General features: G+C 69.6%; 12 protein-coding genes and 2 tRNA genes. 7 read left to right on the forward strand and 7 right to left on the reverse strand.

Going from position 1 to position 12,670, the window contains the following annotated elements; translation table 11 throughout:
• The first annotated feature begins 9 nt into the window (after positions 1–9).
• On the forward strand, positions 10–753 hold the full coding sequence (locus G6N10_RS14275; protein WP_275994832.1) for an Rv1363c family protein: 744 nt from the start codon (positions 10–12) through the stop codon (positions 751–753).
• Between the two features lie 15 nt (positions 754–768).
• A complete protein-coding gene (locus G6N10_RS14280) occupies positions 769–1,569 on the forward strand; it encodes a mannan-binding protein (protein WP_275994833.1) in 801 nt (266 codons plus the stop codon).
• A 7-nt stretch (positions 1,570–1,576) separates the two neighbouring features.
• Here G6N10_RS14280 and G6N10_RS14285 read toward each other — a convergent pair whose 3' ends face one another.
• Both G6N10_RS14285 and G6N10_RS14290 read right to left on the reverse strand, forming a co-directional pair.
• Positions 1,577–2,410, reverse strand: coding sequence for a crotonase/enoyl-CoA hydratase family protein (locus tag G6N10_RS14285; RefSeq protein ID WP_085095549.1), 834 nt, complete (start codon positions 2,408–2,410; stop codon positions 1,577–1,579).
• A 48-nt stretch (positions 2,411–2,458) separates the two neighbouring features.
• Entirely contained in the window at positions 2,459–3,520 is a 1,062-nt protein-coding gene (locus tag G6N10_RS14290) for a pyridoxal phosphate-dependent aminotransferase (RefSeq protein WP_085095547.1), read from the reverse strand.
• Positions 3,521–3,618: 98 nt separating this feature from the next.
• Between G6N10_RS14290 and G6N10_RS14295 the strand changes: the two genes are divergently transcribed.
• The 4 genes from G6N10_RS14295 to G6N10_RS14310 all read left to right on the forward strand — a co-directional run bounded on the left by G6N10_RS14295 (position 3,619) and on the right by G6N10_RS14310 (position 6,382).
• Positions 3,619–3,710, forward strand: a tRNA-Ser gene (locus G6N10_RS14295).
• Positions 3,711–3,727: 17 nt separating this feature from the next.
• Positions 3,728–3,800: transfer RNA gene (locus G6N10_RS14300), tRNA-Arg, on the forward strand.
• Positions 3,801–4,050: 250 nt separating this feature from the next.
• Positions 4,051–5,319 carry a Fic family protein gene (locus G6N10_RS14305; RefSeq protein WP_234810536.1) on the forward strand — a complete coding sequence of 423 codons (1,269 nt, stop codon included), beginning with the start codon at positions 4,051–4,053 and terminating at the stop codon, positions 5,317–5,319.
• 196 nt (positions 5,320–5,515) lie between these two features.
• The gene (locus G6N10_RS14310; RefSeq protein ID WP_085095545.1) at positions 5,516–6,382 is read left to right on the forward strand and encodes an oxygenase MpaB family protein; all 867 of its coding nucleotides are present in this window, start codon (positions 5,516–5,518) and stop codon (positions 6,380–6,382) included.
• Positions 6,383–6,391: 9 nt separating this feature from the next.
• On the opposite strand, the gene G6N10_RS20060 is transcribed toward G6N10_RS14310, so the two are convergent.
• From G6N10_RS20060 to G6N10_RS14320, 3 genes are all read right to left on the reverse strand, one after another.
• Complete coding sequence (locus G6N10_RS20060) at positions 6,392–6,559, reverse strand: hypothetical protein (protein ID WP_165757668.1); 168 nt, start codon at positions 6,557–6,559, stop codon at positions 6,392–6,394.
• A 412-nt stretch (positions 6,560–6,971) separates the two neighbouring features.
• On the reverse strand, positions 6,972–8,177 hold the full coding sequence (locus tag G6N10_RS14315; RefSeq protein ID WP_085095543.1) for an acyl-CoA dehydrogenase family protein: 1,206 nt from the start codon (positions 8,175–8,177) through the stop codon (positions 6,972–6,974).
• Between the two features lie 106 nt (positions 8,178–8,283).
• Positions 8,284–9,195, reverse strand: coding sequence for a hypothetical protein (locus tag G6N10_RS14320; RefSeq protein WP_085095541.1), 912 nt, complete (start codon positions 9,193–9,195; stop codon positions 8,284–8,286).
• A gap of 102 nt (positions 9,196–9,297) precedes the next feature.
• Between G6N10_RS14320 and G6N10_RS14325 the strand changes: the two genes are divergently transcribed.
• The gene (locus tag G6N10_RS14325; protein ID WP_085095539.1) at positions 9,298–11,175 is read left to right on the forward strand and encodes an alkyl/aryl-sulfatase; all 1,878 of its coding nucleotides are present in this window, start codon (positions 9,298–9,300) and stop codon (positions 11,173–11,175) included.
• A gap of 41 nt (positions 11,176–11,216) precedes the next feature.
• On the opposite strand, the gene G6N10_RS14330 is transcribed toward G6N10_RS14325, so the two are convergent.
• A complete protein-coding gene (locus tag G6N10_RS14330) occupies positions 11,217–11,846 on the reverse strand; it encodes a class I SAM-dependent methyltransferase (RefSeq protein ID WP_085095537.1) in 630 nt (209 codons plus the stop codon).
• 35 nt (positions 11,847–11,881) lie between these two features.
• Positions 11,882–12,643, reverse strand: coding sequence for an SDR family NAD(P)-dependent oxidoreductase (locus G6N10_RS14335; RefSeq protein WP_085095535.1), 762 nt, complete (start codon positions 12,641–12,643; stop codon positions 11,882–11,884).
• Between the last annotated feature and the right edge of the window lie 27 nt (positions 12,644–12,670).

Here is a 12,670-nt window from a genome sequence, read left to right on the forward strand (position 1 = left end):
GCATGATTGATGGTCGTGACGACCAAAAAGAATTCCGACGAACCGAGCGAGGACGCCGAGGCCATCGCGGAGGAGACGGTCGAGGTGGTTCTCTCCAAGGACGAACCCCCGGTCTCCGAGGGCGTGGTGGACGAGGGTGATGTCGCTGAGGGCGAGGACATCGAGGCCGCCGAGGAGGCCGCCGACGCCGAGGTCGACGAGTACGCCGACGCCGATGTGCCGGTCGGCGGCGACCTGGACTGGGTCGGCGGCGAGCCGGCCGGCACCTCCCGCGGGCTGAAGGGCTGGCTGCTGGTCGGCGGGCTGGCGGTGCTGGTGACCGCGCTGCTGATCTCCACCGGCGTGCTGGGCTGGCTGCAGTGGCAGAGCTACCATCTCAACAAGGAACGCGAGGAGCTCAACCGGGCGGCCGCCTCGTACGCGCTGGTGCTGACCAGCATCGACTCCAACAACATCAACGAGAACTTCGACGCGGTGCTCGACGGCGCCACCGGCGAGTTCAAGGACATGTATTCGGAGTCCAGCGAGAAGCTGCGCCAGCTGCTCGTCGACAACAAGGCCTCCGCGCACGGCCAGGTGGTCGAGTCCGCGGTGCAGTCCGTCGGCGACGGCGAGGGCGTGGTCCTGCTGTTCATCGACCAGGCGGTGTCCAACACCAACGTGCCGGATCCGCGGCTGGACCGCAGCCGGATGAAGATGACCATGAAGTACGTCGACGGCCGCTGGCGGGCCAGCAAGGTCGAACTTCCCTAACCGGCCCGAAGGGGGTTGAACAGCGTGCATATCGGCAAAGTTTTCGGAGCGGCCGCCATCACGGTGGCCACGGCATTGAGTTCGGCGCCGCTGGCGTCGGCGTCGGTGGAATCGTTCTGCGGGGAGATCGGCGGCGGCTGGGACGGCGCGTACTGCCACACCACCGCGCCGTCGCCGCGCAAGGCGGTCCGCGACATCAAGCTGGCGTTGCCGGGCGATCTGCTGGACAACCCGACGACCGGGACGGTGCTCAAGGACTACCTGCGCAACCTGATGAACAACTGGCGGGACGCGGCGGGCAAGATGGCCGCCGACAGCTTCGCCGAGGAGAACTTCCAGACGTTCCAGCACGGCCCGGCGCTGTCCACGGTGTTCCACGAGAGCTACCACGCCGACGGCCCGTTCCCGGCGAACGCCTACCGCACGTTCACCTTCGACATGGCCCAGGGCCGCCGGCTGATGCTGGCCGACATCATGAAGCCGGGCCTGGACCCGCTGGTGACGCTGCCGCCGCTGGTGCACCCGTTCCTGATCCCCGCGCTGGACGCCGCGCCGCCCGGGCACACCCCGGGGACGTACCCGTTCGTCGCGGACCGCTGGACGCCGGACAAGGTGTTCTCCGGGGCCTACCGGGCCTGGGCGCTGACCCCCGACGAGCTGATCCTGTACCTGCCGGACTACCCGGTGCCGCGGGACACCCCGGTCGACTACAACCCGCAGATCATGCAGTGGTCGATGGATGGCGGCACCGTGCAGGTGCACGTGCCGCTGGGCGCCCTGGCCGGGGTGCTGAAGCCGGAGTACGGCGGGTCCTGAGCCCCGGCTACTCGCCGGTGAAGTTCGGCGGGCGCTTGGCGAACATCGCCGCGATGCCCTCGCCGAGGTCCTTCGACGGCAGGAACGCCGCGTTCCAGGTCGCCACGTAGCGCAGGCTGGCGGCGACGGCGGCGGTGCGCTGCTCGTCGAGCACGTCCATCACCCCGCGCACCGTCAGTGGCGGGTTGGCGGCGATCTGGGTGGCCGTCGCGAACGCGGCGTCCAGGCAGGCCTGCTGGTCCGGGTAGACGTCGTTGACCAGGCCGATCTTCTCGGCGCGTGCGGCGTCGATGTCCTTGCCGGTCAGCGCCAGTTCGCGCAGGTGACCGTCGGACAGGATCTGCGGCAGCCGGGCCAGGCTGCCCATGTCGGCGACGATGGCCAGCTTGACCTCGCGGACGGAGAACTTGGCGTCGGAGCTGGCGTAGCGGATGTCCGCGGCGGCGATCAGGTCGACGCCGCCGCCGATGCACCAGCCGGAGATCGCGGCGACGACCGGGGTCCGGGTGTCGGCGACCGCGCTGGTGGCCCGCTGCATCGCCAGGATGTGCTGCCGGAAGTCCAGCCGCGGCCCGGCCTGGGCGCCCTCGGCCAGCACCCCGGCCAGTGCGCCGCCCATCGCCGCCACGTCCAGCCCGTAGCTGAAGTTGGGCCCCGAGCCGGTCAGCACGATGGCCCGGACCGCCGGGTCGGCGTCCAGGGCCTCGAACACCTCGGGCAGCTCGCGCCAGAAGTCCGGGCCCATGGCGTTGCCCTTGCCGGGCCCGATCAGCGTGACCAGGGCGACGTGGTCGCGGACGTCGACGGTGACCGAGGCGTAGCTGTTGGCGGCTTCACTCATGCTCGGGACAGTAGTCCCTGCCCGCCGCGCCGGCGGCCGGAACCCCGGCTAGATCCAGCTGCGGGCAAAGGCCAGGAAGGCGTCGTTCTCCTCCGGCGCGCCGATGCTGACCCGCACCCCGTCGGTGCCGTACGGGCGGACCAGCACCCGGGCCTGCTCGGCGCAGCGGGTGACGAAGTCCGAGGTCTGCTCGGGGGACAGCGGCAGCCAGACGAAGTTGGACTGCGCCTCGGGCAGCCGGTAGCCCAGCGCCCGCAGCTCGGCGCTGACCCGTCGGCGTTCGGCGACGACGGCATCGGTGCGGGCCATCAGCTCGTCGGCCGCGTCCAGCGAGGCGATCGCGGAGGCCTGGGCCAGGCTGCTGACGGTGAACGGCACGTACACCTTGCTCAGCGCGGCGATCAGATCCGGCTGCCCGACGGCGTAGCCGACCCGGGCGCCGGCCAGCCCGTAGGCCTTGGAGAAGGTCCGCAGCACCACCACGTTGGGGTGCCGGTGCACCAGGCCGATGCTGTCGGGCACCAGGCCGTCGCGCACGTACTCGATGTAGGCCTCGTCGATGGCGATGACGACGTCGCCGGGCACCGCGGCCACGAAGCGCTCCAGCGCCACCGGGTCCACGACGGTGGAGGTCGGGTTGTTCGGGTTGCAGATGAAGATCAGCCGGGTCCGCTCGGTCACCGCGGCGGCCATCGCGTCCAGGTCGTGGATGTGCTCGCGCAGCGGCACCGGCACCGGGGTGGCCCCGGCGACCCGCACCTGCAGCGGGTACACCTCGAAGGCCCGCCAGCCGAACATCACCTCGTCGCCGACGCCGGCGGTGATCTGGATCAGTTGTTGGCACAGGCTGACCGAGCCGCAGCCGGCGGCGATGTGCTCGGCGGTGATGCCGGGGGATCCGATGTGGGTGGCCAGCCGGGCCCGCAGCGCGGCGTAGCCGTTGTCCGGGTACCGGTTGAGGGTGTCGACCGCGCCGTCGATCGCGGCGCGCACGCTGGGCAGCGGGCCGTGCACGGTCTCGTTGCTGGCCAGTTTGATCGCGCCGGGCACCGTCTTGCCGGGGGTGTAGGCCGGCAGATCGGCCATCAGGGGGCGCAGGCGGGCGGTCATTTGGTCAGCATAAGTGAGTCGATGTAGTGTCTACCTCCGGCGGTTCTGGTACCTCGTTTCGCCTGGCGGAGGTGGTCCGGTAACCTCTGCAAGGTCGAGGAGGCGTGCCAGAGCGGCCGAATGGGACTCACTGCTAATGAGTTGTCCCCCTTACAGGGGACCGGAGGTTCAAATCCTCTCGCCTCCGCCACACAACTGAATAGTCACGCGCCCGTAGCTCAACGGATAGAGCATCTGACTACGGATCAGAAGGTTAGGGGTTCGAATCCCTTCGGGCGCACACTAAAAACCCCCTCCGGCCTGGGCCGGAGGGGGTTTTGCCATGCGTGGGCAACGCTGCGCGACGGATGCTGGTTGCGGCGCTGCGGGCCCAGGCTCGCGGGGTTCGGGGGCCCGATCGTTGGCCGCGACGAGAACCAGACGGGCGGAGCGCCGCAACTGGCCCGCGATTCAGAACTATTTGATCTATAGAGGGCCTCAGATAAAATAGGCCAGGGCATGTCGGGCAGCTAACGAGTGTAGATCAGGAGATGGATCAGGTGCCGTATAGGACGTTGAAGTCGATCTTCCATCAACGGGATCGCGCTGGCGTCGAAGCCGAGGAACGATCTCGACGCGAGTCTCCTGCCGCCATCCACTGGGACCTGATCGGCGGATCTCAGATGTTCGCGCTGATGACGCCCGAAGTCGCAGCGTTGATCGAACGGATCATGAGCTTCGAGCCCAAGATTCAGGCCGAGTGGGACGGGCTGCCAGAAAGGGCGCGAATCCACTATCTGAACCGCATGGTGATCGACGAGATTCAAGCGACCAACGAGATCGAACAGGTTCGGTCGACTCGGAAGGAGATCAGCGCGGCGATCGAGGCGGTTCGGGCGGAGCAGCCAGCCGCGAACAAGCGATTCATGGAGATGGTGCGGCTCTATCTCGGCATCGGCAGCGACAAGGCCGAAAGCCCGCAGACGCTCGACGAAATCCGGGAAATCTATGATGCGGTGACAGCGGGCGAGATTCGTGACGAAGACGCCCCCGACGGGCTGCGGTTCCGGCTGGGGCCGGTGTCGATCGAGTCAGGAACCAAAACCGTGCACACCGGAGTGGTGCCCGAGTCGGCGATCGACGACGCGCTCACTGTCATGCTGAGCCAAGGTCGCGACGACTCGATCCCCCGGCTGATCAGAGCCGTGGCCGCACACTTCATCTTCGAGTACGCGCACCCGTTCTATGACGGCAACGGCCGAACCGGGCGATACCTTCTGGCGCTGGACCTCCGTCAGGTGCTGGCTCCGTACGCGAGCCTGGCATTGTCGGCGACTGTCGCCGACAACAAAGATCGCTACTACCGTGCGTTCGCCGACGCGGAGAATCCGTTGAACCGCGGCGATCTGACGCCCTACCTGATCGTGATGCTGGAGATCATCGCTGAGGCGCAGCATCGCTTGCTGCTCGACCTCTCCGAACGTCGAGGGACGATCGATGCGATTGCGGCGCGGCTTCGCGTTCTCGTGAACGATAAGGAATTTCCGCTGAACATCGGACTCGATCGCGCGTCGGTGCCACCGGTAGATCCCGGTGACATCGCCAAAATGCTGTTCCCCCTGGGCCAGGCCCACCACTTCGATGTAAACCGCGCCGTCAAGTTGAAAACCCTGGCCGATGCGATGGAGCGATCCACCCAGTTCGCCCGGCCGCGACTCCAGCGTCTGGACGACGCTGGGCTCATTGAAACGGTGACGAGGAAACCACTACGCTTCCGACTCACACCGCGGGGCGCATCGCTTCTTGAACTGGACGGGTGATGACTCTCCGGAAGATTAGGGGTTCGAATCCCCTTTGGGCGCACAGTGAAAACCCCCTCCGGCCTGGGCCGGAGGGGGTTTTGCTATCCGTCGCCCGGTGCCGACCGGCGGCAGTTCGGGCCGGTGAGTGGACTCGATTCGATCGGCGGTGCCCACCACCATTGATGGTCGGGCCGGTGTCTGCCACACTGTCCCCATGACCGAGTTGACACCTGTCGAGTTACTCCCGGGTGAGGCGCCGCTGGACGCCGATTCGCTGATCTGGCGGTGGTTCGGCGACAACCGGATGTATCTGATCGGCCCGCGACCGGCCGTGCTGCAGAACATGCTCGCCGAGCTTGGGCAGGGCGTGCTGGACCACTCGGTGTTCTTCACCGACACCGCCGAACGGCTCAAACGCACCGTCGGCCCGATCCTCGGCACCGTGTACGGCTCGCCCGAGGACAACCCCGGGATCGCCGTGCGCGACTTCCACGCCGAGATCAAGGGCGACATGCCCGACGGGTCCCGCTACCACGCGCTGAACCCGGAGACGTATTTCTGGGCGCACGCCACCTTCGTCGAGGCGGTGCTGTACTTCGCCGACACCTTCGTGCACCGGCTCAGCGACGCCGAACGCGAACAGATCTACGCCGAATCCACCACCTGGTACCGCCGCTACGGTGTCAGCGACCGGATCCTGCCGGCCGACTACGCCGCCTTCTGCCGGTACTGGGACACCATGATGGACAGTGTCGTGGTGCCGCACAAGACCGCGGCCTACGGCGTCGGCTACGTCACCAAGGGATTCCCCAAGCCCAAGGCCGTCTCGCCGCTGGCGTGGAAGATCATCGCCCCGGTGTTCAACCCGGCCGCGGCGTTTCTCACCACCGGCGGCCTGCCGCCGCGTGCCCGCGACCTGCTCGGACTGCCGTGGACGGCCCGGCAGGACCGCCGCTATCAGCGGTTCGCCGCGCTGTGGCGGTCCCGGCCGGTGAACTGGGTGTGGGACCGACTGCCGATGACGGTGCGCTACCAGGGCGTGGCCCGGCGGGCCTATGCCCGCGCGGGGGTGCGGCCGTAGCCGCCCCGATCAGCTCACCGCGCTCCAGATCGCCACGACCAGGCCGACGACGGTCAGCACCCCGACAATGGAGGCGGCCGTGATTGCCCGGCCACGGCGCTGCCGCCGGGCGTAGTAGACGGCCAGGGCGATGCCGATGAAGATCAGCGTGGAGTAGACCACCAGCGCGATCGTCATCACGGCTGGGTTGCTCGCGGGGTGCACCCGCCAAGTATGGACAACCGGGTGGGCCGCCTCGGACGCCGGTCGGCCGTCGATATCGTGGTGGATCTGCCGGTGGTCGCACCTTTGTCGGTCCGGTTTCGCGACGGTGACGCTTTTGGCCGTCGATTTCAGCGACGGTGACACTTTCGTCGGGCCAGTGTCGCGACGGTGACATGTTTGGTAGGAGAATCGGGTTCTCGCTACCAAACATGTCACCGTCGCGATGGGCCACTGCAAGAAACGTCACCGTCGCGCGGATCCGCAACCAAAAGTGTCACCGTCGCGAAGTCAGGGTGACGCCGCGGCCGTGACGGTGACACATCTGGTTGTCCGCGTCGCCTCGCCGTCGGCCCAGCGGCCGGCGCTGATCAGCCCCGCCCCGGCTCTACCGGAAGGCCGCCTGCCCGGTCAGCGCCTTGCCGATGGACAGCAGGTGCATCTCCGAGGTGCCCTCGTAGGTCAGCACCGACTCCAGGTTGTTGGCGTGCCGCAGCGGCGAGTACTCCAGGGTGATGCCGCTGCCGCCGAGCAGGGTCCGGCACTCCCGGGCGATCGCCAGCGCCTCGCGCACATTGTTGAGCTTGCCGAGGCTGACCTGCTCGGGCCGCACCCCCTCGGCGTCCTTGATCCGGCCCAGGTGGATCGCCAGCAGCATGCCCTTGCCGAGCTCGACGGTCATGTTCGCCAGCTTCTCCTGGGTGAGCTGGAAGCACGACAGCGGCCGGTCGAAGACCTCCCGGGACTGGGTGTAGGCGATGGTGGTCTCCAACGCGTCCCGGGCCGCGCCGAGGGCCCCGAACACGATGCCGAACCGGGCCTCGTTCAGGCACGACAGCGGCGCACCGAGGCCGATCGCGCCGGGCAGCTGCGCCGAGGCGGGCAGCCGCACGTTGTCCAGCACCAGCTCGGAGGTGATCGAGGCGCGCAGCGACAGCTTGCGGTGGATGACGTTGGCGGTGAAGCCGGGGGTGTCGGTGGGCACCAGGAACCCGCGCACCCCGTCGTCGGTCTGCGCCCACACCGTCGCGACGTCGGCGAGGTTGCCGTTGGTGATCCACATCTTGGTGCCGTGCAGGATCCAGTCGGCGTTGTCCCCGGCGCCGTCGCGACGGGCCCGGGTGCGCATCCCGGCCGGGTTGGAGCCGAAGTCCGGTTCGGTCAGCCCGAAGCAGCCGATCGCCTCCCCGGTGGCCAGCCGCGGCAGCCACTGCTGCTTCTGCTCCTCGGAGCCGTAGCGGTAGATGGAGAACATCGACAGCGAGCCCTGCACCGAGACGAAGCTGCGAAAGCCGGTGTCGCCGGCCTCCAGCTCCAGGCAGGCCAGCCCGTAGCTGACGGCGTTGGTGCCCGCGCAGCCGTAGCCCTGCAGATGCATGCCGAGCAGGCCGAGGCGGCCGAACTCCCGGCCGAGCTCGCGCGGCAGGGTGGCCGATTCGAACCAGTCCCCGACGTTCGGCTTGAGCCGGGTGTCGACGAATTCCCGCACGGTGGCAGCGATATCGCGTTCGTCGTCGTCGAGCAGCCGGTTGGTGTCGAACAGTTCCAGCGGCGCGTAGGTCTTGTCGGCGGGCTGGTCGGCGGTGGCGGACATGAGGGCTCCTGACAGTTGGTGACCGCCCCAGCGTAGGGACGGCGGGCGGGTTCCCGCAGCGCCACAGCGGCCCAATCCGGTGTGCGGGCCCTCGCGCCCGGCCGGCTCAGTCCAGCCGGGTGTCGGGGATCGCGTCCTCGCCGGCCAGGAACTCCCGGGCCCGCATGAACCCGTCGGAGTGCCAGGCCGTCAGCACCCAGATGACCCCGATCACCGGCAGCGGCCCGAGCGCCGCCCACCACCGGGCACCCGGGGGCACCACGTCGGCGATCACCTCCGCCCGCGGGACGTCGCCGACCATGGCGGGCAGCCAGTCGTTGAGCAGAATCGTCAGCATCCGGGTGATCTCGAACGGCCCGACCGTCGTCGCCATCACCCAGGACAGGCAGGCCACGATCAGCGCCCACGGCCAGGCCAGCATCAGCGACTGATCGTCGACGATGTCGGCCGCCGACCGGATCGACTCGGCAATGAACGCGAAGCCGAGCACCGCCAGCAGCACGCCGATCTGCGCCGCGAGCAGATCGTCGAGCACCGAGTTGGACGCCTCGTCCGGGCGCCGGCTGGGCAGCCCGATCGCCAGCGACAACAGGCCGGCGACCAGGGCCAGCAGCGTCATCTCCGAGGCCCCGTCGCTGATCCGGCGGAACGACGCGTCCAGCGTCGAGACCACCAGCCGCGACGTCGAGCGCGGACGGGTGCGGTAGAGCACCATCACCACCAGCCCGGACACCACGATCGACAGCAGCCAGGCGACCACGGCCGTGCAGACCACGGTCAGCGCCAGCGAGCTGATCAGCGGCGCCAGCACCGCGTCCTCCTCCGCGCTGCCGCGGATCACCAGCAACGGCACCGCGCCGACGGCCAGCACGGCCACCGCGCGGACCAGCAGCGGCACGGTGAACGCGGTGATGTCGGCGAACTCGGTGCTATCCAGGTTCGGGTGCCGGCGCCGGATGGCGGCCCACTCCGCGCGCAGCACCATGCGGGTATTGGTCAGGCGGTTGTTGTCCGACATGGCCGGATCTTAGGAACTTTCCGGCCCGGCGTCCCCGACCGACGCGCGCCCGCACCGGATTTCGGCGGCGCGCCGTCGGCGCCGGTGGCATGCTCGAATGGCATGGAGCAGAACCCGCCCGCACCGATCATCGCGGCCGCCCACGCCCGGCAACTGCAGACCCTGCCGCTGGACGACGACACCGATTTCGCCGACGCCGACCGCGGCTTCCTCGGCCGACTGTCGCCGGGCGTGGTCACCGCCGCCGACGGCCGGGTGGTCTGGGACAACGACGCCTACGACTTCCTGGCCGGCGACGCCCCCGCCACGGTGCACCCGAGCCTGTGGCGGCAGGCCCAGCTGTGCACCCGGCAGGGCCTCTACCAGGTCGTTGAGGGCATCTATCAGGTGCGCGGGCTGGATATCTCCAACGCCACCTTCGTCGAGGGCGACACCGGCGTCATCGTCATCGACCCGCTGGTGTCCACCGAGACCGCCGCCGCCGCGCTGGCGCTGTACCGGCAGCACCGCGGGGACCGACGCGTCGTCGCCGTCATCTACACCCACAGTCACGCCGACCATTTCGGCGGGATCCTCGGGGTGGTGACGCCCGCCGAGGTGGCGGCGGGCACCGTCCCGATCCTGGCGCCGGAGCGCTTCCTGGAGCACGCCGTCGCCGAAAACGTTTACGCCGGAACGGCGATGGCCCGTCGCGCGGCCTACATGTACGGCATCGCGCTGGACCGCGGGCCGTTCGGGCAGGTCGGCTCCGGGCTCGGGCAGGTCCCCTCCACCGGCGAGGTGGCGATCATCCCGCCGACCATCGACATCACCACCACCGGCCAGCGGCACACCCTCGACGGCGTCGAGATCGAGTTCCAGATGGCGCCCGGCACCGAGGCGCCCGCCGAAATGCACTTCTACTTCCCGCAGTTCCGCGCGCTGTGCATGGCCGAGAACGCCACCCACAACCTGCACAACCTGGTCACCCTGCGCGGCGCGGTGGTGCGCGACCCGCACGCCTGGTCGGGCTACCTGACCGAGGCGATCGACACCTTCGCCGACCGCTCCGATGTGGTCTTCGCCTCGCACCACTGGCCGACCTGGGGGCGCGAGCGGATCCGCGAATACCTGAACCTGCAGCGCGACCTGTACGCCTACCTGCACGACCAGACTCTGCGGCTGCTGAACAAGGGCCACACCGGCGCCGAGATCGCCGAGGACTTCCCGCTGCCGCCGGCGCTGGAGCGGGCCTGGCACTGCCACGGCTACTACGGGTCGGTGAGCCACAACGTCAAGGCGATCTACCAGCGCTACCTCGGTTGGTTCGACGGCAACCCGGGCCGGCTGTGGCCGCATCCGCCGGAGGCGCTGGCGCCGCGCTACGTGGCCGCCATCGGCGGGCTGGACCGGGTCGTCGAACTCGCCCGGGAGGCCTACGACGCGGGCGATTACCGTTGGGCAGCAACCCTTCTCGACCACGCGGTGTTCACCGACGACACGCACGGCGCGGCGCGGGCGCTGTACGCCGACACCCTGGAGCAGCTGGCCTACGGGGCCGAGAACGCCACCTGGCGCAACTTCTTCCTCAGCGGCGCCACCGAGCTGCGCGGGTCGAACTTCGGCACCCCGACCGTCGTCGCCTCGCCGAGCATGCTGAGCCAGCTGTCCCCGGAACAGATCTTCGACGCGGTGGCCATCAATATCGACGGGCCGCGGGCCTGGGACCTCGACCTGGCCCTGGACCTCGGCTTCGCCGACACCGGCACCAACTACCGGTTGACGCTGCGCAACGGCGTGCTGGTCTACCGGCGGGTGCCCGCCGACCCGGCGACCGCGGGGGTGACGCTGACCCTGGCCGACAAGAACCGGCTGCTGACGCTCGTCGCCGGCGACGGCGACTCCGACGGGCTGCGGGTCGACGGCGACCCGGCGGTGCTGGCGTCGCTGATCGCGGTGCTGGACCGCCCGGACCCGGGGTTCAACATCATCACGCCGTGAGCGGGGCGTGGGGCTTGCGGCTGGGGGCTTGTGGCTTGGCCTTAAGCCTTGCGGCCCACCGTGATCATGTCCGCCACCGGCTGGATCCAGGCCGGCCGCGGCACCCGGTGCTGATCGATCACGGTGAACCCGGCGTCGGTGAACAGCGCGCGCATCTGCGCCGGGGTGGGGGCGTGCGCGGGGGAGGTGCCGCCGGTCAGCCGGGACACCGGGCCGGCCGGGGCGAACGTCGTCACCGCCGCCACCCCGCCCGGGGCCAGCACCCGGTAAAAGTCCGCCAGCGCGGCGGGCTGGTCGAAGAAGTGGAACGCCGAGGTGGTCACCACCGCGTCGAGGGCGCCGTCGTCGAACGGCAGCGCCTCGGCCGGGCCGGACAACCAGGTCACCGCCGCCGACCGGGCCCGGGCCTGCGCCAGCATGCCGGCGGCCATGTCGACGCCGTAGATCTCCTCGGGGTCCAGCTCGCGCTGGATCCGGTCGGCGAGAATCCCGGTGCCGCAGGCGATGTCGGCGATCCGCCGGGAACCCTGCGCGCGCAGCGCGGCGATCACCTCGGTCTGCGCCGGCCGGTACACCCAGCCCTGCAGGATCGGCAGGTTGTAGACCGGCGCGGCCAGACTCCAGAACCCGGTGACCACGTCGTTGAAGACCCGGCGCTGCACGCTCGACATGACGCAGACGCTACCCGCCGGCCGAGCGCACCGAATCAGGTGATGGTGATCCCGCCGTCGACGGCGATGGTCTGCCCGGCCACGTAGCCGCCGGCCGGCGAGGCCAGCCACACCGCCGTCGCCGCCAGCTCGGCCGGATCGCCGGTGCGACCCAGCACCACCCGCGGCAGCTGGGAATCGAGGTAGCCGGGCAGGTAGCTGTCGGTCATCTCGGACTTGAAGAAACCGGGCGCCAGCGCGTTGATCCGGATGCCCTTGCGCGAGCCCCACTGCTGGGCCAGGTCCCGGGTCAACCCGATCACCCCGGCCTTGGACGCGGCGTAGGCGGCCTGCGGCAGCCCGGCGGTGGTCAGGCCGAGGATGGAGGAGATGTTGATGATCGACGAGCCCGGCGTCATCACCCGGGCGCAGGCCTGGGCCATCCAGTAGGACCCGTTCAGGTTGATGTCGATGACGGCGCGGAACTGCTCGGGGGTCTCCCGGGTCGCCGGCACCGCGGTCCCCACCCCGGCGTTGTTGATCAGCACGTCGACGCGGCCGAACTCCGCCATCGCGGCGTCCACCAGCCCTTGGCACTGCGCGGGATCGGCGACGTCGGTCTGCACGATCAGCGCGCGCCGGCCGGCGGCCTGCACCAGCGCGGCGGTGTCGGCGAGCTTCTCCACCCGGCGGGCACCGAGCACCACGTCGGCGCCGGCCTCGGCGAAGGCCTGCGCGAACGCCACGCCGAGCCCGGCCGAGGCGCCGGTGACGATGGCGACCTTGCCGTCGAGGGAGAACAGATCGAGGACGCTCATGCGGACTCCTAGGGGTGGTCGGTGCGG

Origin of the sequence: Mycolicibacterium fallax (genome assembly GCF_010726955.1) — a bacterium.
Taxonomy (GTDB): Bacteria; Actinomycetota; Actinomycetes; order Mycobacteriales; family Mycobacteriaceae; genus Mycobacterium; species Mycobacterium fallax.

What these genes read in the sequence shown, in the direction of transcription:
- G6N10_RS14310 (WP_085095545.1), top strand. Translation starts at nt 5,516, where the DNA reads ATGACCGAGTTGACACCTGTCGAGTTACTCCCGGGTGAGGCGCCGCTG.
- G6N10_RS14275 (WP_275994832.1), top strand. Translation starts at nt 10, where the DNA reads ATGGTCGTGACGACCAAAAAGAATTCCGACGAACCGAGCGAGGACGCC.
- G6N10_RS14330 (WP_085095537.1), bottom strand. Translation starts at nt 11,846, where the DNA reads ATGTCGAGCGTGCAGCGCCGGGTCTTCAACGACGTGGTCACCGGGTTC.
- G6N10_RS14285 (WP_085095549.1), bottom strand. Translation starts at nt 2,410, where the DNA reads ATGAGTGAAGCCGCCAACAGCTACGCCTCGGTCACCGTCGACGTCCGC.
- G6N10_RS14325 (WP_085095539.1), top strand. Translation starts at nt 9,298, where the DNA reads ATGGAGCAGAACCCGCCCGCACCGATCATCGCGGCCGCCCACGCCCGG.
- G6N10_RS20060 (WP_165757668.1), bottom strand. Translation starts at nt 6,559, where the DNA reads ATGACGATCGCGCTGGTGGTCTACTCCACGCTGATCTTCATCGGCATC.
- G6N10_RS14305 (WP_234810536.1), top strand. Translation starts at nt 4,051, where the DNA reads ATGGATCAGGTGCCGTATAGGACGTTGAAGTCGATCTTCCATCAACGG.
- G6N10_RS14320 (WP_085095541.1), bottom strand. Translation starts at nt 9,195, where the DNA reads ATGTCGGACAACAACCGCCTGACCAATACCCGCATGGTGCTGCGCGCG.
- G6N10_RS14335 (WP_085095535.1), bottom strand. Translation starts at nt 12,643, where the DNA reads ATGAGCGTCCTCGATCTGTTCTCCCTCGACGGCAAGGTCGCCATCGTC.
- G6N10_RS14290 (WP_085095547.1), bottom strand. Translation starts at nt 3,520, where the DNA reads ATGACCGCCCGCCTGCGCCCCCTGATGGCCGATCTGCCGGCCTACACC.
- G6N10_RS14315 (WP_085095543.1), bottom strand. Translation starts at nt 8,177, where the DNA reads ATGTCCGCCACCGCCGACCAGCCCGCCGACAAGACCTACGCGCCGCTG.